Source organism: Streptomyces sp. NPDC024698 (genome assembly GCF_055559015.1).
In genome coordinates this window covers 175,867-194,519 of sequence record NZ_JBVHLK010000002.1, presented here as the reverse complement: position 1 = coordinate 194,519, position 18,653 = coordinate 175,867, and the positions used below count along the sequence as shown (strand labels likewise).

Genomic DNA, 18,653 nt, shown 5'->3' with positions numbered 1-18,653 from the left:
CCGCGGGCCGCGGCCGGGAGGGACTCGTCGGAGACAGGCCCCGGCCCCGCTTCCCGCGCCTAGCCCCGCTTCCCGCGCCGCTTCAGCAGCAGGCGGGGCAGCGCCGCCGGCGCAGGCCTGCGGGTCGTCGCCGGGGTCGGCAGCGGCCGTTCGGCGAGCGAGCCGTCGGGCAGCCCGGCCGTCGCGCCGGTCGGCACCAGGCGCACCACCCGGCACTCACGGGCCCAGCGCCCGGGCATCGCCTCGCCGTCGGGGGCGTTCAGCCGCTTGCCCTTGAGCTCGCCGACGGCCGTCTCCCACTCGGGGGTGCCCGCCGAGAGCTCCACGACCTTCGCGGACCAGGTGACGAGCCGTCCGCCCTTGTCCTTGCTGCGTACGGTGACGACCGCGTCGCCCCCGTCCACAAGACCCGGCAGCGGCTGCTCGCCCGGTCCGTCGCCGACCAGGCAGGCCGCGCCGTCGTGCCACACGTGCCACAGCGCGCGGGTGGGCGCCTCGGCGCCCGGACCGGCCTGCGCGGGCACTCCGGCGCCCCGCACCCAGATCAGTCCGGACTTCTTGGTGGCCTCCTCGACGAGGGCCTGGTCGAGCAGCTCTTGCGTCATGGGGCCCAGACTATCCAGCCCGCCCTACAGCCAGCCGTTGCGCTTCAGGATGCGGTGGATGGACAGACACAGGCCGACCGTGATGCCCATGACCACCGGGTAGCCGTAGCGCGCGTGCAGTTCCGGCATGTACTTGAAGTTCATGCCGTACACACCGCAGACCATCGTCGGTACGGCGACGATCGCGGCCCAGGAGGTGATCTTGCGCATGTCCTCGTTCTGCGCCACGGAGGCCTGCGCGAGGTTCGCCTGGAGGATCGAGTTGAGCAGTTCGTCGAAGCCGAGGACCTGCTCCTGCACCCGGGCGAGGTGGTCGGCGACATCGCGGAAGTACTTCTGGATGTCGGGGTCGATCAGCCGCATCGGGCGCTCGCTCAGCAGCTGCATGGGGCGCAGCAGCGGCGACACCGCCCGCTTGAACTCCAGCACCTCGCGCTTGAGCTGGTAGATCTGTCCGGCGTCCGTGCCGCGCGGGGTGCCCTTGCGGCCCGGCGAGAACACCTCGGTCTCGACCTCGTCGATGTCGTCCTGCACGGCGTCCACGACCGCGATGTAGCCGTCGACCACATGGTCGGCGATCGCGTGCAGCACCGCCGAGGGGCCCTTGGCGAGCAGCTCGGGGTCGTCCTGGAGGCGGTGCCGCAGCCCGCGCAGCGAGCCCTGCCCGCCGTGCCGGACGGTGATGAAGAAGTCCCCGCCGGTGAAGCACATGACCTCGCCGGTCTCGACGATCTCGCTGGTCGCCGTGAGCCGGTCGTGCTCGACGTAGTGGATGGTCTTGAAGACGGTGAACAGGGAGTCGTCGTAGCGCTCCAGCTTGGGCCGCTGGTGGGCCTGGACGGCGTCCTCCACGGCCAGCGGGTGCAGCCCGAACTCGCGGGCGATACCGGCGAATTCGTCCTCGGTGGGCTCGTGCAGGCCGATCCACACGAACCCGCCGTCGCGCCGCACCTGGCGCATGGCCTCCTGCGGCGTGAGCGGCGCGCGGCTCGCGACGCGGGCACCGTCGCGGTAGACGGCGCAGTCGACCACGGCCGAGGGGGTGCCGGGGTCGCGCGTGGTGTCGTACGAGCCGCTGTCCTTGCGCAGGGACGGGCGGGGGCGGACCGCGGCTCGCAGGTCACGGATCATCGACATGGCAGGCTCCTTCTCGCAACGGAGGCGGCCTGCGACGGTTGGAACTACCCGGAATGGGGACGTCCTGACTGCGGATGTTTGGCACGTCCACAAAGCGGGGAGCACCGCACCGTCGTCTTGGCAGCTTCGCTGTTGATTCAGATCAGACAGATCAGGGGTTCAGATCGGACAGATCAGGCGGAAACGAAGCGCTCTTCCGTGGTGCGCCGGGCAACGCTGACACGTGCGCACACGATTGCGGGAGGCGGCAGCCGGCAGGGCCGAGGACCCCGCGGAATCAGCTACGAACTCAGCGACAGGAAGAGCGGGTGGTACTGCACGATCGACTTCGATCCATTGCAGCCCCACCTCCTCCGGTCGGTCCCCCGTGAGGGACGGTCCATCCCCCGAAGGGGAGTCTGTCTCCCTCCGAAGGGGAGTCAGATCAGTCTCAGTGCGTCGGAGTCAGGGAGCAACTCCCGCAGTGCCGATGAGGGCCTGTGGGCGCTCAGCCATGCACTGCTCCGACCAGCGGCCAAGACTATCAGCGCACCGATACGTCAAGGCTCCGCTTTGCGCGATGTTGACCGGGGTCCGGTGCGTGGTGGCGCAATTGACGCGGCCTATGCTCGCTTCATGGCTGATGTTCTTCCTCTGGTCGAGGCCCGTTTGCGCTCCGCGCTGGGCGAACCCGACGCGCGGGCCGCGGTCACCTTCCTCGGCACCGACCGCATCGAGGTGCTGCGCTTCACCGAGGGCGACATCGTCCGCTACGCCACCCTCGGCATGTCGGCCCAGCCGATGGCCGATCCCACCGCCGTGCTCGCCGATCCGGTGAAGGGCCCGCGCGCCGAGCTGGTGCTGTCGGTCCGCCCGGCCGGGACCGACACCGACAAGGTGCTCCGCCCGCTCGCCGTGCTCGCCGCCTCCCCCCAGGTCGAGGGTCTGGTGGTGGCCTCCGGTGCCTCGCTCGACGTGGGCGAACCGCTGTGGCCCGGCGCGCCGTTCACCTCCGTCCTGGTCGCCGAGTCCGGCGGTCTGGTGGAGGACCTGGAGCTGGACGCCCCCGCCGATCCCGTGCGTTTTCTGCCGCTGCTCCCCATGACGCCCAACGAGGCCGCCTGGAAGCGGGTCCACGGCGCGGGCGCCCTCCAGGAACGCTGGCTGAACGGCGGGACGGACCTGCGCGATCCGCTGCGCAGGTCCGTCCCCCTGGACTGACCGTCCGGCCGAGCCCGCCCCCTTGTGTGACGGGGAGTCAAGTTCGTTTCCCGATGCCTCAGTTGGCGAAGACGGTCACGCTGTCCTCGGTGGCGTGGACGGGCTCCAGCTCCTCGGCCTTCCTGGTGAGCGCGTCGCGCCGTACGTAGACCACCACCGCTCCCAGCAGCGCGGTGATCGCGGCGACCACGAACGGGACGCGCCGGTCGCTCCAGCCCTCGATCTTCGGAGCGAAGTACGGGGCCGCGGCGGCGGCGAACCAGCGGACGAAGTTGTAGCCGGCGCTCGCCACCGGGCGCGGGGCGTCCGACACCCCGAGGGCCAGCTCGGTGTAGACGGTGTTGTTCACGCCGATGAAGGCGCCGGACAGGACCGTGCAGACGACGGCCGTGGTGTGGTCGCCGTATCCGAGGACGAGTACGTCGGCGGCGAGCAGCACCAGGGAGCCGCCGAGCACCTTCAGCGAGCCGAACCGTGCCTGCATGCGCGGGGCCACGATCACCGAGAACACGGCGAGCAGCAGGCCCCAGCAGAAGAACACCGCGCCGGACCGGTACGGCGTCATGTTCAGCACGAACGGGGTGAAGGCCAGCACGGTGAAGAACGTGTAGTTGTAGAAGAACGCGGAGGCCGCGGCGGAGGCGAGGCCTCCGTGGCCGAGGGCGCGCAGCGGGTCGAGCAGCGAGGTCTTGCGCGCGGGCCTGGGCTGCTCCTTCAGGAACGCCGTGATGCACAGGAAGCCGACCGCCATCAGGAATGCGGTGCCGAAGAACGGGTAGCGCCAGCTGGCGTTGCCGAGCAGGGCCCCCAGCAGCGGTCCGCAGGCCATGCCGAGGCCGAGCGCGGACTCGTAGAGCAGGATCGCCGCCGCGCTGCCGCCGGCCGCCGCCCCGACGATCACGGCGAGGGCGGTGGAGACGAACAGGGCGTTGCCCAGTCCCCAGCCTGCCCGGAAGCCGACGAGCTCGCCGACCGATCCCGAGGTGCCGGCGAGGCCCGCGAAGACCACGACGAGGGCGAGGCCGAGCAGGAGGGTCTTCTTGCCGCCGATCCGGCTGGAGACGAAGCCGGTCAGCAGCATCGCGACGGCGGTGATCAGGAAGTACGAGGTGAAGAGCAGGGACACCTGGCCGGGCGTGGCGTCGAGGCCCCGGGCGATGGACGGCAGGATCGGGTCGACGAGGCCGATGCCCATGAACGCGACGACGGACGCCCCGGCGGTCGCCCAGACGGCCCTCGGCTGACGCAGGATGCCACCCGCGCCGGCGTCGAACGTGTCGCCCTTCGCGGGGCCTTCCGTGCTGTTGATCATGCCCGCTCCCTCACTGTGCGCCGACTGGATCGTTGTCTTATACACACAATAAGTTAGGGGAGCTAATAAATGCAAGATGCACGTAGTTTTTGGCGTGGCCGGCCCGCGCCGGACGGGTGATCGTCCTTGACGCGGGCAAGGACGGGGAGGACCGTTGAGCCCTATGAGGGGCGAACCCAGTTGCCCGAAGTGTGGTGGCCGGGTCAGGGCTCCCGGCCTCTTTGCCGATACCTGGCAGTGCGATGTACACGGCACGGTGCATCCGCTTCAGCCCGTGATCCCGCCCAGCGTCGAGGCCCTCGGCGTGGTCGTGCACCGTGCCCGGGTGCCGGTGTGGATGCCGTGGCCGCTGCCGGTCGGCTGGCTGTTCACCGGGGCGGCGTTCGCGGGGGACGACCGCAGTGGGGGCAGGGCCACCGTCATCGCCTGCTCGGGGCCCGGGCCGCTCGGCGGCATGGGCGAACTGATCCTCGTCGCCGAGGAACTGGGCGTCGGCCTCGGCGCGCGGTACGCGGGCATGGACGGACCCGACCCCGGCCCGTACATGAACGTCGAGAAACCGCCTCAGGCCAAGGTCCTCGCGGCGGGCCGGCCCACTCCGCTCTGGCATGTCTCCGGCGTCCCGGACGACCGCGCCGTGTTCGCGGGCGAGGCGCGGGGGCTGTGGCTGTGGGCCGTCGTCTGGCCCGAACAGACCGGACTGCTGATGTACGACGAGCTGGTCCTGACGGATCTGCGCGACGCGGGCGCCGAGGTCGACCTGCTGCCGTGCGGCGCCCTGTCTCCGCGCATTCTGGAGCCGTAGGGGCGCGAGGCGTCCGCATCTCGGGGTGGGGGTGGGGTGTGCGGTGACCCTGTGCCGCCGGTGGGGGCGCGTGCCTGGGACGGGATCGAGTGCGTTCCAATGGGGTGGAGCTGTTCCGTCGGGGCGATGGCGGGTGCGCCGGATCGCTGGAGCGGGGCGTGACCTCGGTCGGGGCGTGACTGGTTCCGTCGCCCGATGTGTAGGGGGTGCTCCCCTGGTGCGGGTGTGACATCGGGGGGTGGATTCCCGCTATCCTTGAGCGTCCCCGCCCGTTCCGTCCCGCCTGGAGTCCGCGTAGTGCGTATCGACCTGCACGCCCACTCCACCGCGTCCGACGGTACGGACACGCCGGCCGAGCTGGTGCGCAACGCGGCCGCGGCCGGTCTGGACGTCGTCGCGCTGACCGACCACGACTCCACGCGCGGGCACGCCGAGGCGATCGCCGCCCTCCCCGAGGGACTCACCCTCGTCACGGGTGCCGAACTCTCCTGCCGGATCGACGGCATCAGCATGCACATGCTGGCCTACCTCTTCGACCCCGAGGATCCCGCCCTGCTCGCCGAGCGTGAGCTGGTGCGGGACGACCGGGTGCCGCGGGCCAAGGGCATGATCGCCCGGCTCCAGGGCCTCGGTGTGCCGGTCACCTGGGAGCAGGTGGCGCGCATCGCGGGCGACGGCTCGGTCGGGCGCCCGCATGTCGCCTCCGCGCTGGTCGAGCTCGGCGTCGTCGGCAGTGTCTCGGACGCCTTCACCGAGCAGTGGCTCTCCGACGGGGGCCGCGCCTACGTCCCCAAGCACGAGACCGATCCCTTCGAGGCGATCCGGCTGGTCAAGGGGGCCGGGGGCGTCACCGTCTTCGCCCACCCCGCCGCCGCAAAGAGGGGCCGCACCGTGCCGGAGTCGGTGATCGCGGAACTGGCGTCCGCAGGCCTCGACGGCATCGAGGTCGACCACATGGACCACGAACCGGCCACCCGGGCACGACTGCGCGGTCTGGCCTCCGAACTGGGGCTGCTGGTCACCGGCTCGTCCGACTACCACGGCAGCCGCAAGACCTGTTCGCTCGGTGACTTCACGACCGACCCCGAGGTCTACGGGGAGATCACCCGCCGCGCCACCGGGGCGTTCCCGGTGCCGGGCGCGGGCGGAGCCTGAATCCCCGGACGCCGCGCACCGCACGGTTCCGGCCGGGCCCGTGACCGAGGCCGCGTCGTCGCCCGCGGCCAGGTGCCACGGGCCCGGTGCGTGAGGCCCGTACGGACCACGCCGATGTCGTGAGGCCCGTACGGACCCTCCGACCGGCGCCGTGAGGACACTCCCGTCAGCCGTCAGCCGTCAGCCGTCAGCCGTCAGCCGTCAGCCGTCAGCCGTCAGCCGTCAGCCGTCAGCCGTCAGCCGTCAGCCGTCAGCCGTCAGGCCCGGTGCCTATTACGGCCCGGTGCTCGCGGCCCGGCCCGGCGGGAGGCGCCGGTCGTCCCGGACGCGCGGTGTCGCGCGGTGTCGTCGGTTCGGGCCTCGCGTTCCGCGCCGCACCGGCGGGGTCCGCGACGGACCCGTGCCGTCCCGTGCGGCCGTGCGACGGACCCGCGCCCGTTCGCGGCGCGTGACCACGGTGCGGGTCCCCGCTCGCCGGGCCGGAACCGTGTTCTCCGGCCCATTCCCCTGCATCCGGCACCGCCGGCCGTGCCGCCCCGTCCCGCCCGCGGGACGACTGCCCGAAGCGGTGGACGGAAGACCCGCCCACCCACTCCCACCCACCTCGCAAGGCTCTTCCTCACCATGTTCGACGTCGCCGTCTTCGGCTCCCTGTTCCTCACCCTCTTCGTCATCATGGATCCCCCCGGGATCACCCCGATCTTCCTGGCGCTCACCGCCGGCCGCCCCGCCCGGGTGCAGCGGCGCATGGCCGTCCAGGCGGTCTGCGTCGCCGGTGGCGTCATCACCGTCTTCGGGCTGCTCGGGCACCAGATCCTCGACTATCTGCACGTCTCCGTGCCCGCGCTGATGATCGCGGGCGGACTGCTGCTCCTGCTCATCGCCCTCGACCTGCTCACCGGCAAGACGGACGAGCCGAAGCAGACCAAGGACGTCAACGTCGCCCTCGTACCCCTGGGGATGCCGCTGCTCGCCGGGCCCGGCGCGATCGTGTCCGTGATCCTCGCGGTGCAGAAGGCCGACTCGGTCGCCACCCAGGTCTCCGTGTGGACCGCGATCATCGCGATCCATGTCGTCCTGTGGGTCGTGATGCGCTACTCGCTGCTGATCATCCGCGTCATCAAGGACGGCGGAGTGGTCCTGGTGACCCGGCTCGCGGGCATGATGCTCTCCGCCATCGCGGTGCAGCAGATCATCAACGGCGTGACCCAGGTGATCCGGGGGAGCTGACGCGCTCCCGGGCTTGCGGGCGCACGCGCAGAGCCCCGTACGGCATCCTCGCCGTACGGGGCTCTGAAGTCTGTGAAGCGTCTGCTGTCCGCCGCGCGTCTCGTTCCGTGAGGCGCCTTCGGCGCGTTCCGTATACGCGGGGCGGACGGTCGTCGTTGTTACGAAGCGGTGGTGTCGGCCGGGCGGATCCACAGTCGCTGCCCGATGGCGGCGGCCTGCTGAACGATCCGGTTGACGGAGGCGGCGTCCACGACAGTGCTGTCCACGGGCGTGCCGTCGACATCGTCGAGTCGCAAGATTTCGAAGCGCATGGGCTTCTCCCTTCGTCTGGTCATCCTCCTGAGGAGAACTACTCGTGTGAGGAGCGAGGCATCAGTGCCCTCGCTCTCGTAAGGATTCAACGGGATGCGTGTTACAAACATTCCCTACGCTAAGGAAACTTTTCGAGAACCTAATTACCCACGGGTAGCCCGGGTGGCGGAGACTGAACGGCGCCGGTTGTGTTCGCAGCGTGACCGCCGGGACAATGGAAACGATGAACGACGACCACGCGGCTCTCGCCGCCCGCATAGACCGTACGAACGAGCTCCTTCAGCGCATGCTCGCCGAAGTCGCGAAGACCCCCTCCACTCACGCGATCTTCGTGGACGCCGGATATCTGTACGCGGCCGCGGGGCGTCTCGTCGCCGGTACGGAGGACCGCCGTTCGTTCGACCTGGACACCGAGGGGCTCATCGAGGCCCTCATCGACCGGGCCCGCACGATCTTCGCCGACAGCCGGCTGCTGCGCGTCTACTGGTACGACGGCGCACGACGCCGCATCCACACCGCGGAACAGCAGTCCATCGCCGAACTCCCGGACGTGAAGGTCCGGTTGGGCAACCTGAACGCCAACAACCAGCAAAAGGGCGTCGATTCACTCATCCGCTCGGACCTGGAGTCCCTGGCCCGGCACCGCGCCATCAGCGACGCGGCACTGCTCGGCGGCGACGAGGACCTCGTCTCCGCCGTCGAGGCGGCCCAGGGGTACGGCGCCCGGGTCCACCTCTGGGGGATCGAGGCACCCGAGGGCGGCAACCAGGCCGAGCCGCTGCTCTGGGAGGTCGACAGCCAGCGCACGCTCGACCTCGACTTCTTCAAGCCGTACGTGGCCAGGCGCACCGCCCAGTCGTACGACCCGACGGCGGCGGTCCGGCCCACCCGGGAGGACGTGCGTTTCGTGGGCGCCCAGATCGCCGCGAAGTGGCTGGCGGCGCGCGGCCGGGAGTCCCTGGCCGAACTGCTTCCCGGACACCCGTACCTCCCGGGCTCTGTCGACCAGGATCTGCTGGTCGAGGCCGAGGGGTTGCTCCAGTACTCCCTGCGCGGCCAGTCGGACCTGCGCCGCGCACTGCGCGACGGCTTCTGGGAGCACCTTCAGGCGCAGTACTAGGGCGTGTCCCGGGGCCGCGCGGGGGCGCTCGCCCCGAGGTTCCGCGGGGCGGGTGCCGGCCGTGTGCCGTCCCAGAACGCGGCCAGGGCGCGGGCGGTCTCCAGGGGCCGGTCGGCGTTCGGGGAGTGTTCCGCTCCCTCGACGACCGTGCGGTGCGCGTCCAGCCGTACGGCCATCGTGTCCAGCAGGGTGACCGGCCAGGTGTCGTCGTGCTGGCCGGATATGACGTGCTTCGGGAGGGGGACGGCGGCCAGTTCGGCGACACGGTCGGGCTCGCCGCAGAGCTGGCGGCCGGTGGCGACGAGCTGGGCGGGGCTGTTGCCGAGCCAGCGGCGGCGCAGGTCGGCGAGGTCGTCGAGACCCGCGTCCAGTCCGCCCGTGTCGGTCTCCTCGGGCGGCTCCATCGCCTGGATCGCCTCCCACACCTCGGCCATGCTCATCACGGCCAGCGCGTCCCGCAGCAGCTTGACGCGCTGCTGCTGCGACTCGGAGATCTGCGCGGGGCCGGAGGCCATGAGCGTCAGGGAGACGAACGGCGAGGGATCGGCCAGTACCGCGGCGCGTGCGATCTGGCCGCCGAGCGAGTGCCCCACCAGGTGCACCGGAACACCGACGGCGGCGGCCTGCGCGAGCACGTCCTGCGCCAACTCGCTTTGCGCGTAGGCCGTTTCGTCGTCCCGCGGCCCCTCGGTCTCGAACTGCCCGCGCCCGTCCACGGCCACCGTCCGGTAGCCCGCCGCGGCCAGCGGAACGTGCAGCGCGATGAAGTCCTCCTTGCTCCCGGTGAACCCCGGAAGCAGCAGCACGGTCCCCTTGGACCGTCCCTCGGGCTCGGCGTCGAGCACGGCGAACTCGCCGCGCGTGGTGGACAACCGGTACGCGCGGACACCGGCGGGGGGCACGAAGGTGGCGGGCCTGCTCATGCGCAGGAGGCTATCGGGCGACGGCGAGCGCCGCGCGACGGGTACGCCGCTTCCGGACCGGCGACCGGTGGAGTCCGGCGCGGGTCGCCGGGCGGCGCGGGAACGCCGACGGCCCGGTCCCACCGGATGGGGGACCGGGCCGTCGGGGTGGAGATCAGCTCTCCGTGGGCTCCGTGGCGACCGCCTTGCGGGTGCGTCGGCGGGTGGCCGGCGCGGCCTCCGTGGCCTCGGCGGCCTGGGCCGGGATCTCGGCGTCGGCGACGGCCTTGCGGGTCCGGCGGCGGACGGGCTTGGTCTCGGTCGCCTCGGCGGCCGTTTCCGTGTCCGTCACCGTCGCCGTGGCGGCCTTGGCGCGGGTGCGCCGGGGCTTGGTGACCGTCTCGGTGACCTCGACGGCCTCCGCGACCTTGCGGGTGCGTCGGCGGGTGGCCGGCGCGGCCTCCGTCGTCTCGGCGGCCTGGGCCGGGATCTCGGCGTCGGCGACGGCCTTGCGGGTCCGGCGGCGGACGGGCTTGGTCTCGGTCGCCTCGGCGGCCGTGTCCGTGTCCGTCGCCGTGGCGGCCTTGGCGCGGGTGCGCCGGGGCTTGGTGACCGTCTCGGTGACCTCGACGGCCTCCGTGGCGGCGGCCTCGACGGTGTCGACGACGGCCTCCGCGGCCTTGCGGGTCCGGCGCCGCACGGGCTTGGCCGGGGCCTCGGCGACCTCGGCGGCCTCCGTGACCGTCTCGGCGGCGGGAGCCGTCTCGACGGCCTTGCGGGTCCGGCGGCGGGCCGGCTTGGCCGGGGCCTCGGCGACGGCCTCGGCTGCGGCGTTCTCGACCACGGCCTCGGCGGCGGTCACCACCGCCTCCGCCGTCTCGACGGCCGTCGCGGCGGGCTTGCGGGTACGGCGACGGCGCGGCGCGGCCGGCTCGTCGGTGACACCCTCGGCCGTCGCGACGGCGGCCTCGGCGGCCTCGGTCACGGGGGCGGCGACGGCTGCCACGGACTCGCCCGCTCCGGCGCGGGTGCGACGGCGGCGGCGCGGGGTGCGGGGCTCGGTGGCCTCGACGGAGGCGGGCGCCTCCGTGCCGGCCGGAGCGGCCGTGGTCGCGGCCGTCTCCTCCGCGGGCGCACCGCTGCGGGTACGGCGGCGCTGGCGCGGAGTGCGCGGGGCGCGCTCACGCTCGGTGGTCGCCGGCGCGGCCTGACGGCCGCCGCGGCCACGCGGACCACCACGCCCGCCCGTCTCGCCCAGGTCCTCGACCGCCTCGGCCGAGAGCCCGGCGCGGGTGCGCTCGGCACGCGGCAGGACACCCTTGGTGCCGGCCGGGATGTTCAGCTCCTCGAAGAGGTGCGGGGACGTGGAGTACGTCTCCGGCGGGTTGCCGAAGCCGAGGTCCAGCGCCTTGTTGATCAGCTGCCAGCGCGGGATGTCGTCCCAGTCGACGAGGGTGATCGCGATGCCCTTGGCGCCCGCGCGGCCGGTGCGGCCGATGCGGTGCAGGTACGTCTTCTCGTCCTCGGGGGACTGGTAGTTGATGACGTGGGTGACACCCTCGACATCGATACCGCGGGCCGCGACGTCGGTGCAGACGAGGACGTCCACCTTGCCGTTGCGGAAGGCGCGCAGCGCCTGCTCGCGGGCGCCCTGGCCGAGGTCGCCGTGGACCGCGCCGGAGGCGAAGCCGCGCTGCTGGAGCTGGTCGGCGAGGTCCGCCGCCGTCCGCTTGGTGCGGCAGAAGATCATCGCGAGACCGCGGCCGTCGGCCTGTAGTATCCGCGCGACCATCTCGGGCTTGTCCATGTTGTGCGCGCGGTAGATGAACTGCGCGGTGTTCGCGACGGTCGCGCCCGAGTCGTCCGGCTCGGAGGCGCGGATGTGCGTGGGCTGCGACATGTAGCGGCGCGCGAGACCGATGACCGCGCCCGGCATGGTCGCCGAGAACAGCATCGTCTGACGGCGGGCCGGCAGCATGTTCATGATCTTCTCGACGTCGGGCAGGAAGCCCAGGTCGAGCATCTCGTCGGCCTCGTCGAGGACGAGCGCCTTGATGTTCTTGAGGTTGAGCTTCTTCTGGCCCGCGAGGTCCAGCAGTCGCCCCGGGGTGCCGACGATGACGTCGACGCCCTTCTTCAGGGCCTCCACCTGGGGCTCGTAGGCCCGGCCGCCGTAGATGGCGAGGACGCGCACGTTGCGGACCTTGCCCGCGGTCAGCAGGTCGTTGGTCACCTGGGTGCACAGCTCGCGCGTGGGGACGACGACGAGCGCCTGCGGGGCGTCGGTCAGCTGCTCGGGCTTGGCCCGGCCCGCCTCGACGTCCGCGGGGACGGTGACGCGCTCCAGGAGGGGGAGGCCGAAGCCCAGCGTCTTGCCGGTGCCGGTCTTGGCCTGGCCGATGATGTCCGTGCCCGAGAGGGCGACCGGGAGCGTCATCTCCTGGATGGGGAAGGGGTTGACGATGCCGACGGCCTCAAGGGCTTCGGCGGTCTCAGGGAGGATTCCGAGGTCTCGGAAAGTCGTAGTCAGGGTGCTGCCTCTTCTGTGTACGCGGCGCGAGGCGAGCGCGGGGGTCGTGACGGGACCGTGCCGGGGACATCGGCCGCTCTTGACGGGCGGGCCGGGTGGCATGGGACCACTGCCGACGCTCGAGCTCTCGTACCGCTGAGGGTTCCCTCCGGATGCCGTACGCAATGTGCCGTACCTGCGAGGAGGGCTGTCGGGTCGGAGCCGATCGGGCCACCGACCGGGCATCCTCATTCGTGCGGCCCGTCGAATTACTCGCCGGGCGCATTACCACCATACCCCGGAATCGCGCACATGCGATGGCCGATTTGGTCACGTAGTCGTCGTCACACTGGTTGACCAGGGACTTCCCTCGTGCCGTGAGCGGGCTATTGTGCGCTTCATGACGACGCCTGACAACGCCGCTGAGAAGCCCGCCGAGGCCCCCGCCGACACCGCCCCCGCGGCCACCGGAGTCGCCGCGCAGAACTGGGACACGGCCTCGGCCGAGCCTCACTACCGCGCCGCGGTCGTGGACCTGCTCGGAGCGCTCGCGTACGGCGAGCTCGCGGCGTTCGAGCGGCTCGCGGAGGACGCCAAGCTGGCGCCCACGCTCAGCGACAAGGCCGAGCTGGCGAAGATGGCGTCCGCCGAGTTCCACCACTTCGAGCAGCTGCGGGACCGGCTCGCGGCGGTCGGCGCGGAGCCGACGGAGGCGATGGACCCCTTCGTCGCCGCGCTCGACGGCTTCCACCGGCAGACGGCCCCCTCGGACTGGCTGGAGGGCCTCGTCAAGGCGTACGTCGGCGACTCGATCGCCAGTGACTTCTACCGTGAGGTCGCGGCCCGGCTGGACTCGGACACCCGCAAGCTCGTCCTCGGTGTCCTCGACGACACCGGTCACGCCGGTTTCGCCATCGAGAAGGTGCGCGCGGCGATCGACGCCGACCCGCGGGTGGGCGGCCGGCTCGCGCTGTGGGCGCGACGGCTGATGGGCGAGGCCCTGTCCCAGTCGCAGCGCGTGGTCGCCGACCGCGACGCCCTGTCGACGATGCTCGTGGGCGGTGTGGCGGACGGATTCGACCTCGCGGAGGTGGGCCGGATGTTCTCCCGGATCACCGAGGCCCACACCAAGCGGATGGCGGCGCTGGGCCTCGCGGCCTAGCCGGTCGCGGACGCGTTGCCCCGGGCCCGAGGTGCTGGGCCCGAGGTCCTGTTCCCGGGGTGCTGGGGCTCGACGTCCCGAGGTTCAGGTCCTATGACCCGGGGGCCGCGCCGGTCAAGGGCGCGGCTCGCGGTCCCGGGACCGGCGCAGGGGCCTACGCCGTCGCCGAGCGGCGCCGAAACCGCTCCTCGGGGCGCAGCAGCAGCGACAGCAGCGCGGCCGAGACGGCCACGGCGCCGAGAAGGATGGCCAGGAAGTGGCCGGAGCCCAGGGCCGTGTGGGTCAGGAAGGCGCCGAACAGGGCTCCCGCCACACCGGTGGACAGCACCAGGCTGCGTGACGGCAACCGGTGGGGCAGGCGGTACGAGGCCGCCCAGGCCAGCGCGAGACCGAGCAGCGCGGAGCCGAGCGCTTCCAAGAACATGATGGGGTCCCTCCCGCACGGCCGGTGCAAATCGGTCGTAGCCGGTCCTACCCCCGACGTTCGGAACGCAACCCTCCTCCGCGCCCGGCATGTGCTCCATCTGCGTCTGCGCAGGTGCTCGGGCCTGCGAGCGGGTACGCGCACGGACGACGGGAGGGGCCCGGTGACGGTGTCACCGGGCCCCTCCCGTACCGCTTCGCCGCGCGGCAGTCCTACAGGGCGCTGAATCCCACCTTGCGCTGCGTGGGCTCGCCGAGCTCCACGTACGCCAGCCGGTCGGCCGGAACCAGGACCTTGCGGCCGTGGTCGTCCACGAGGCTCAGCAGCTGCGACTTGCCGGCCAGCGCCTCGGACACCGCGCGCTCGACCTCTTCCGGGGTCTGACCGCTCTCCAGAACGATCTCGCGGGGCGCGTGCTGCACGCCGATCTTGACCTCCACGGCTTTGTCCCTCCGACGGTCAGTCATGTGCGCGTTCGTACGCGCCGTACGCAGCACACATTAGCCCGGCGAGGGGACCGGCACGCTCCGCCCGGGAACGCCAGGAGCGAACAGCGGACGGGAACAAGGAAGCGGCCGAGGGGGCGTACCCCTCGGCCGCTTCCGTCACGCCGGTGATCCGGTGGCCCGACGATCCGGCGGATCAGTGGTGGTCGGTGCCGTGCAGCGGGAAACCCGCGATACCCCGCCAGGCGAGCGAGGTCAGCAGCTGGACCGCCTGGTCGCGCGGGACGCTGCGGTCGCTGTGCAGCCAGGAACGGGCCACCACCTGTGCCAGACCGCCGAGGCCCGAGGCGAGGAGCATCGACTCCGCGCGCGAGAGACCCGTGTCCTCCGCGATGACGTCGCAGATCGCCTCGGCGCACTCGTGCGTCACCTTGTCGACGCGCTCGCGCACCGCCGGCTCGTTGGTCAGGTCCGACTCGAAGACCAGCCGGAACGCGCCGCCGTCGTCCTCCACGTACGCGAAGTAGGCGTCCATGGTCGCGCGGACGCGCAGCTTGTTGTCCGAGGTCGACGCGAGCGCCGCCCGCACGGCCATGAGCAGGGACTCGCAGTGCTGGTCGAGCAGGGCGAGGTACAGATCGAGCTTGCCCGGGAAGTGCTGGTAGAGAACCGGCTTGCTGACGCCCGCGCGCTCGGCGATGTCGTCCATGGCGGCCGAGTGGTATCCCTGCGCAACGAACACTTCCTGGGCGGCGCCGAGGAGCTGGTTGCGTCGGGCACGGCGCGGCAGGCGAGTGCCCCGCGGGCGTGCTGCCTCTGTCTGCTCGATGGCTGTCACGCCGCCTCCCAAAATTGTCCACGTGCGGTGTGCGCCGCGCCGCCATCGTACTTTTCGGTAACCCCGCTGTGTGCGGTGCGAGCGCAGAATTTCCTGGACCGGACCCCGACCCGGACGGCGCACAGGGTGCCGAAGGGGACGAGCGGGGGCATCCGGCCGCGGCGGCGGCCTCGATCGACGCCGCCGGGTCACCCGTGGCCGGTCGCCCGTGACCGGGTCACCTGTAGTCGTCCTCGTTCAGCCGGACGACCCGGGCCTGCTCGGCCAGATCCCCCTCGTCGGCGTTGAGGCGGTCGCCCGGCGGTTCCGGGTCGACGTCGTCCGCGGGGTCCAGCTCCGCGGACTGCTCGACGGCGTCCGCCTCGGGGGTCTCCGCGTCGGGGATCTCCCGGAACTGGTCGTCGAACGTTGCGGGGTCTGTCGGGTCGACTGTCATGGTTCCTCTTCCCGAACGGTACGAGTGCGCTCCTGATGTGCGTACGAGTGCCCTCGTTCGAAGCCTAGGAGACACGCGATCCGGACGCTATGCGATCCGTCCGCGATCTGTGACGGCGAACACATGAGCCCCCGCGTGATCGTCTCGTAACATTGCGGCATGTCTTCGACCGAACTCCCGTCCGCGCCGGCCGTCAGCGTCACGCCGAGGGTCGGCGCCGTCAGGGTCGCCGAGGGAGAACGGCTGAGATCGGTGGGGCTGCCGGGCATCACCCTGACGATCCGGTCGCGACCGCCGTCCAGGGAGGGCCTTCCCCCCGCGCTGTACGTGCACGGCCTGGGCGGCTCCTCGCAGAACTGGACGGCGCTGATGTCCCGCCTGGACGGTCTCGTGGAGAGCGAGGCCCTCGATCTGCCGGGCTTCGGCGACTCCCCGCCGCCGGACGACGGCGACTACTCGATCACCGGACACGCGCGCGCGGTCATCCGACACCTCGACGCGTCCGGACGCGGTCCGGTACATCTTTTCGGCAATTCACTCGGCGGAGCCGTCACGACGCGGGTCGCGGCCGTGCGCCCGGATCTGGTGCGGACGCTGACGCTGGTGTCCCCGGCGCTGCCCGAGATCCGCGCCCAGCGCACCGCCTGGCCGACCGCGCTGCTCGCCCTTCCCGGAGTGGCCGGACTGTTCACCAGACTGACGAAGGACTGGAGCGCTGAGCAGCGCGTACGCGGTGTTCTGGCCCTCTGTTACGGCGACCCCGGGATCGTGACCCCCGAGGGGTTCCGTGACGCGGTCGAGGAGATGGAGCGGCGGCTCGCCCTGCCCTACTTCTGGGACGCCATGGCACGTTCCGCGCGCGGGGTCGTGAACGCCTACACGCTCGGCGGGCAGCACGGACTGTGGCGTCAGGCCGAACGGGTGCTCGCCCCCACGCTCCTGGTCTACGGCGGCCGCGACCAACTTGTCGGCTACCGTATGGCCCAGCGCGCGGCCCGTGCCTTCCGCGACTCCCGGCTGCTGTGCCTGCCGGACGCTGGGCACGTCGCGATGATGGAGTGTCCGGAGACGGTCGCCACCGCCTTCCGTGAACTCCTCGCGGACCTGGAAGAGTTGACCTCTTCGGTGGCAGTCGGCGCGGAGAGCTGAGGCGGGAAGTGGGACGACACAGTCGTCGGGGGCGGGCCGGCAGGACGGACACCGCGCAGACGCGGGGGGTTGCGGCGGAGGAAGCGGCACCGGCTCCTGCGCCGGGCCCGGACGGCGCCCACCGCGCCGCGACACGCCCACCCGGCTCCCCGGGCCCCTACCCGCCCACGGCCGGGTACCCGCAACACGGCGCACCACACTTCCCCGACGGGACTCCGGCGCACGGTTTTCCGCGGGCCCAGGGCGGCGGTCCGGTCCAGGGTGGTCCGCGTGCGCAAGGCGGCCCCCCGGTCCAGAGTGGTCCGCGTACGCAGGGTGGCGCTCCGGTCCAGGGTGGGCCGCGTCTTCCCCACGGGACTCCCGCGCACGGTTTTCCGCTGATGGCCGACGGCACTCCCGCGCGCGGGGTGCCACGTCTCGCGGACGGGACTCCGGCGCACGGCGTCCCGCGCTTCCAGGGCGGCACCCCGGAACGTGGGGTGCCGCGTTCGTTCGAGGGGACCCCGGCGCACGGAACACCCCGCCTTCCCGACGGGACCCCGGCGCACGGGGTGGCGCAGGTGCGGGGCGGGCATCCCGAACAGCGTGAACAGGGCGGCGGCTGGGGGGAGTCCAGGGCCGGCGCGGCCCCCCAGGGCGCGCCCGCCGGGCCCCGGGTGCCGCGACAGCGCGCCCAGGCCGTGCCGGGCCCCCGGCAGGCGTACGTCGACGCGTTCGACCTCGACGGGCAGGAGAACGGCACCCGGCCCGGGACCCGTGGCGGCGCGCCGCGGACGGCCCGCACCGGCGCCGTCGGCCTCGACCCCGCCGACTGGAACGCCCCGGCCACCGACGCCGGTGAGCGGCCGCCCCAGGAGACCGCCGATCAGGGCGAGGACGAGGGCAAGGGCCGCAAGGGATGGGCGTTCACCGGCATCGCGGCGGCCGCCGTCACCACGGTGCTGGCCGTCGTCGTGGCCGGACAGATGGCCACGGGAGGCCATGACGCCGACGCGCGGACCCAGTCCGCCGACGCCGCCGGCCGCGCGGCCCAGGACTCCGCCTCGCGCGGAGACGGCAGGCCGACCCAGTCGGGGCAGCCGCAGGTGGCCGCCGCGCCCCTGACGTACGACCAGCAGATGGCCAGGACGTACCCGCTCGGGGCGAAGCTCAAGGGGTCGGGGAAGTTCGAGGTGGTGCCGGGTACCGCCAAGGCACCCGGCAAGGGGCACAAGTACACCTACCGCGTGGACATCGAGCAGGGCCTCGGCCTGGACGGCGCGCTCTTCGCCGACGCCGTCCAGAAGACCCTGAACGACCCGAGGAGCTGGGCCCACGGCGGAGCCCGTACCTTCGAGCGGGTCGATTCCGGCAAACCGGACTTCGTCATCACGCTGGCGAGTCCCGGTACCACCGGCGAGTGGTGCGCCAAGTCGGGGCTCGACACCACCGAGGACAACGTGTCCTGCGACTCGGCCTCCACCGAGCGCGTCATGATCAACGCGTACCGCTGGGCCCAGGGTTCCAAGACCTACGGCTTCGGCGACAAGATCCACGCCTATCGCCAGATGCTGATCAACCACGAGGTCGGCCACCGGCTCGGATACGGGCACGTCTCCTGCGAGAAGGACGGGGACCTCGCACCGGTCATGCAGCAGCAGACCAAGTTCCTCGACCACGACGGAATCCACTGTCTACCCAACTCGTGGCCCTATCCGAAGAGTTGACGGAAAGCGCTCACACCGCTTTGACATGCGGAAAAAGATCGTTCATATTTTCCGCATGTCCTCCCGTCACGCCTCCGTTCGCGCCGCCATCGAGCTGGCGCTCATCGGCGTGACCGCGCTCTGCGTGGCCGACATCCACTGTTGCTGACGCCCGCCCCCGGCGAGTGCGTCGCTTTCCTCCCCGTCCTGTTCCCGTGCGCCCCCG

Annotated in this window: 19 protein-coding genes; 9 read left to right on the top strand and 10 right to left on the bottom strand. The window is 71.9% G+C overall.

Going from position 1 to position 18,653, the window contains the following annotated elements; all coding sequences use genetic code 11:
* Window positions 1-59: 59 nt before the first annotated feature.
* Complete coding sequence (locus ACZ4AA_RS05310; RefSeq protein WP_467595659.1) at window positions 60-605, bottom strand: hypothetical protein; 546 nt, start codon at window positions 603-605, stop codon at window positions 60-62.
* 24 nt (window positions 606-629) lie between these two features.
* A complete protein-coding gene (locus ACZ4AA_RS05305) occupies window positions 630-1,742 on the bottom strand; it encodes a magnesium and cobalt transport protein CorA (protein WP_467595656.1) in 1,113 nt (370 codons plus the stop codon).
* 615 nt (window positions 1,743-2,357) lie between these two features.
* Here ACZ4AA_RS05305 and ACZ4AA_RS05300 point away from each other — a divergent pair.
* On the top strand, window positions 2,358-2,942 hold the full coding sequence (locus tag ACZ4AA_RS05300; RefSeq protein ID WP_467595653.1) for a suppressor of fused domain protein: 585 nt from the start codon (window positions 2,358-2,360) through the stop codon (window positions 2,940-2,942).
* Window positions 2,943-3,000: 58 nt separating this feature from the next.
* Here ACZ4AA_RS05300 and ACZ4AA_RS05295 read toward each other — a convergent pair whose 3' ends face one another.
* On the bottom strand, window positions 3,001-4,254 hold the full coding sequence (locus ACZ4AA_RS05295; protein WP_467595650.1) for an MFS transporter: 1,254 nt from the start codon (window positions 4,252-4,254) through the stop codon (window positions 3,001-3,003).
* 163 nt (window positions 4,255-4,417) lie between these two features.
* On the opposite strand from ACZ4AA_RS05295, the gene ACZ4AA_RS05290 reads away from it, so the two are divergent.
* The 3 genes from ACZ4AA_RS05290 (at window position 4,418) to ACZ4AA_RS05280 (ending at window position 7,444) form a co-directional block, all read left to right on the top strand.
* Window positions 4,418-5,059, top strand: a complete 642-nt coding sequence (locus tag ACZ4AA_RS05290) for a DUF6758 family protein (RefSeq protein WP_467597046.1) — start codon at window positions 4,418-4,420, stop codon at window positions 5,057-5,059.
* Between the two features lie 297 nt (window positions 5,060-5,356).
* Window positions 5,357-6,214 carry a PHP domain-containing protein gene (locus tag ACZ4AA_RS05285; protein WP_467595645.1) on the top strand — a complete coding sequence of 286 codons (858 nt, stop codon included), beginning with the start codon at window positions 5,357-5,359 and terminating at the stop codon, window positions 6,212-6,214.
* A gap of 624 nt (window positions 6,215-6,838) precedes the next feature.
* The gene (locus tag ACZ4AA_RS05280; RefSeq protein WP_339131308.1) at window positions 6,839-7,444 is read left to right on the top strand and encodes a MarC family protein; all 606 of its coding nucleotides are present in this window, start codon (window positions 6,839-6,841) and stop codon (window positions 7,442-7,444) included.
* A 158-nt stretch (window positions 7,445-7,602) separates the two neighbouring features.
* Here ACZ4AA_RS05280 and ACZ4AA_RS05275 read toward each other — a convergent pair whose 3' ends face one another.
* Entirely contained in the window at window positions 7,603-7,755 is a 153-nt protein-coding gene (locus ACZ4AA_RS05275) for a hypothetical protein (protein WP_107065725.1), read from the bottom strand.
* A gap of 224 nt (window positions 7,756-7,979) precedes the next feature.
* Here ACZ4AA_RS05275 and ACZ4AA_RS05270 point away from each other — a divergent pair, with 224 nt between their 5' ends.
* Complete coding sequence (locus ACZ4AA_RS05270; RefSeq protein WP_467595638.1) at window positions 7,980-8,876, top strand: NYN domain-containing protein; 897 nt, start codon at window positions 7,980-7,982, stop codon at window positions 8,874-8,876.
* On the opposite strand, the gene ACZ4AA_RS05265 is transcribed toward ACZ4AA_RS05270, so the two are convergent.
* Together ACZ4AA_RS05265 and ACZ4AA_RS05260 are read right to left on the bottom strand one after the other, a co-directional pair.
* Window positions 8,873-9,799, bottom strand: coding sequence for an alpha/beta fold hydrolase (locus ACZ4AA_RS05265; protein ID WP_467595636.1), 927 nt, complete (start codon window positions 9,797-9,799; stop codon window positions 8,873-8,875). The genes ACZ4AA_RS05270 and ACZ4AA_RS05265 overlap by 4 nt on opposite strands.
* A 154-nt stretch (window positions 9,800-9,953) precedes the next feature.
* A complete protein-coding gene (locus tag ACZ4AA_RS05260) occupies window positions 9,954-12,410 on the bottom strand; it encodes a DEAD/DEAH box helicase (RefSeq protein ID WP_467595633.1) in 2,457 nt (818 codons plus the stop codon).
* A 277-nt stretch (window positions 12,411-12,687) separates the two neighbouring features.
* Between ACZ4AA_RS05260 and ACZ4AA_RS05255 the strand changes: the two genes are divergently transcribed.
* On the top strand, window positions 12,688-13,449 hold the full coding sequence (locus ACZ4AA_RS05255) for a ferritin-like fold-containing protein (RefSeq protein ID WP_467595629.1): 762 nt from the start codon (window positions 12,688-12,690) through the stop codon (window positions 13,447-13,449).
* A gap of 154 nt (window positions 13,450-13,603) precedes the next feature.
* On the opposite strand, the gene ACZ4AA_RS05250 is transcribed toward ACZ4AA_RS05255, so the two are convergent.
* From ACZ4AA_RS05250 to ACZ4AA_RS05235, 4 genes are all read right to left on the bottom strand, one after another.
* A complete protein-coding gene (locus ACZ4AA_RS05250; protein WP_398394611.1) occupies window positions 13,604-13,873 on the bottom strand; it encodes a hypothetical protein in 270 nt (89 codons plus the stop codon).
* A gap of 212 nt (window positions 13,874-14,085) precedes the next feature.
* Window positions 14,086-14,313, bottom strand: a complete 228-nt coding sequence (locus ACZ4AA_RS05245) for a DUF3107 domain-containing protein (protein WP_028801993.1) — start codon at window positions 14,311-14,313, stop codon at window positions 14,086-14,088.
* 202 nt (window positions 14,314-14,515) lie between these two features.
* On the bottom strand, window positions 14,516-15,157 hold the full coding sequence (locus ACZ4AA_RS05240) for a TetR/AcrR family transcriptional regulator (RefSeq protein ID WP_467595624.1): 642 nt from the start codon (window positions 15,155-15,157) through the stop codon (window positions 14,516-14,518).
* Window positions 15,158-15,374: 217 nt separating this feature from the next.
* Window positions 15,375-15,593 carry a hypothetical protein gene (locus ACZ4AA_RS05235; protein WP_339131316.1) on the bottom strand — a complete coding sequence of 73 codons (219 nt, stop codon included), beginning with the start codon at window positions 15,591-15,593 and terminating at the stop codon, window positions 15,375-15,377.
* Window positions 15,594-15,752: 159 nt separating this feature from the next.
* On the opposite strand from ACZ4AA_RS05235, the gene ACZ4AA_RS05230 reads away from it, so the two are divergent.
* From ACZ4AA_RS05230 to ACZ4AA_RS05220, 3 genes are read left to right on the top strand one after another with little or no spacing between them, the layout of a single operon-like run.
* A complete protein-coding gene (locus tag ACZ4AA_RS05230) occupies window positions 15,753-16,742 on the top strand; it encodes an alpha/beta fold hydrolase (protein WP_467595618.1) in 990 nt (329 codons plus the stop codon).
* Between the two features lie 8 nt (window positions 16,743-16,750).
* Window positions 16,751-18,448, top strand: coding sequence for a DUF3152 domain-containing protein (locus ACZ4AA_RS05225; protein ID WP_467595615.1), 1,698 nt, complete (start codon window positions 16,751-16,753; stop codon window positions 18,446-18,448).
* Between the two features lie 55 nt (window positions 18,449-18,503).
* Window positions 18,504-18,596, top strand: a complete 93-nt coding sequence (locus tag ACZ4AA_RS05220; RefSeq protein WP_318658278.1) for an Ms4533A family Cys-rich leader peptide — start codon at window positions 18,504-18,506, stop codon at window positions 18,594-18,596.
* Window positions 18,597-18,653 lie beyond the last annotated feature (57 nt).

Excerpts from the sequence above, each read along its gene's own strand:
- ACZ4AA_RS05310 (WP_467595659.1), bottom strand. The coding sequence starts at position 605 with ATGACGCAAGAGCTGCTCGACCAGGCCCTCGTCGAGGAGGCCACCAAG.
- ACZ4AA_RS05305 (WP_467595656.1), bottom strand. The coding sequence starts at position 1,742 with ATGTCGATGATCCGTGACCTGCGAGCCGCGGTCCGCCCCCGCCCGTCC.
- ACZ4AA_RS05300 (WP_467595653.1), top strand. The coding sequence starts at position 2,358 with ATGGCTGATGTTCTTCCTCTGGTCGAGGCCCGTTTGCGCTCCGCGCTG.
- ACZ4AA_RS05295 (WP_467595650.1), bottom strand. The coding sequence starts at position 4,254 with ATGATCAACAGCACGGAAGGCCCCGCGAAGGGCGACACGTTCGACGCC.
- ACZ4AA_RS05290 (WP_467597046.1), top strand. The coding sequence starts at position 4,418 with ATGAGGGGCGAACCCAGTTGCCCGAAGTGTGGTGGCCGGGTCAGGGCT.
- ACZ4AA_RS05280 (WP_339131308.1), top strand. The coding sequence starts at position 6,839 with ATGTTCGACGTCGCCGTCTTCGGCTCCCTGTTCCTCACCCTCTTCGTC.
- ACZ4AA_RS05275 (WP_107065725.1), bottom strand. The coding sequence starts at position 7,755 with ATGCGCTTCGAAATCTTGCGACTCGACGATGTCGACGGCACGCCCGTG.
- ACZ4AA_RS05270 (WP_467595638.1), top strand. The coding sequence starts at position 7,980 with ATGAACGACGACCACGCGGCTCTCGCCGCCCGCATAGACCGTACGAAC.
- ACZ4AA_RS05265 (WP_467595636.1), bottom strand. The coding sequence starts at position 9,799 with ATGAGCAGGCCCGCCACCTTCGTGCCCCCCGCCGGTGTCCGCGCGTAC.
- ACZ4AA_RS05260 (WP_467595633.1), bottom strand. The coding sequence starts at position 12,410 with ATGCCACCCGGCCCGCCCGTCAAGAGCGGCCGATGTCCCCGGCACGGT.
- ACZ4AA_RS05255 (WP_467595629.1), top strand. The coding sequence starts at position 12,688 with ATGACGACGCCTGACAACGCCGCTGAGAAGCCCGCCGAGGCCCCCGCC.
- ACZ4AA_RS05250 (WP_398394611.1), bottom strand. The coding sequence starts at position 13,873 with ATGTTCTTGGAAGCGCTCGGCTCCGCGCTGCTCGGTCTCGCGCTGGCC.
- ACZ4AA_RS05235 (WP_339131316.1), bottom strand. The coding sequence starts at position 15,593 with ATGACAGTCGACCCGACAGACCCCGCAACGTTCGACGACCAGTTCCGG.
- ACZ4AA_RS05230 (WP_467595618.1), top strand. The coding sequence starts at position 15,753 with ATGTCTTCGACCGAACTCCCGTCCGCGCCGGCCGTCAGCGTCACGCCG.
- ACZ4AA_RS05220 (WP_318658278.1), top strand. The coding sequence starts at position 18,504 with ATGTCCTCCCGTCACGCCTCCGTTCGCGCCGCCATCGAGCTGGCGCTC.